At 67.1% G+C, this 347-nt stretch carries 1 protein-coding gene; it reads left to right on the plus strand.

Annotated elements, in window-relative coordinates:
• The coding region (locus AC0L3I_RS37035; RefSeq protein WP_473530245.1) for a TCP-1/cpn60 chaperonin family protein at positions 1–347 on the plus strand (347 nt) is incomplete at both ends.

A 347-nucleotide genomic window follows, 5' to 3' on the forward strand; every position in this document is an offset into this window, starting at 1 on the left:
GACAAGGAGAAGCTGCAGGAACGTCTCGCCAAGCTGGCGGGCGGCGTTGCCGTCATCCGCGTCGGCGGTGCGACCGAGATCGAAGTCAAGGAAAAGAAGGACCGCGTCGATGACGCCCTCAACGCGACCCGTGCGGCCGTCGAAGAAGGCATCGTTCCCGGCGGCGGCGTCGCACTCCTGCGCGCTTCGCTGAGCATCAAGGCTGTCGGCGCCAACTCCGACCAGACCGCTGGCATCAGCATCGTGCGTCGCGCGCTGCAGGCTCCGGCCCGCCAGATCGCGGCCAACGCCGGTGCGGAAGCATCGATCGTTGCCGGCAAGATCCTCGAGAACAAGGGCCCGACCTT

This window comes from Mesorhizobium sp. WSM4840, assembly GCF_055811755.1.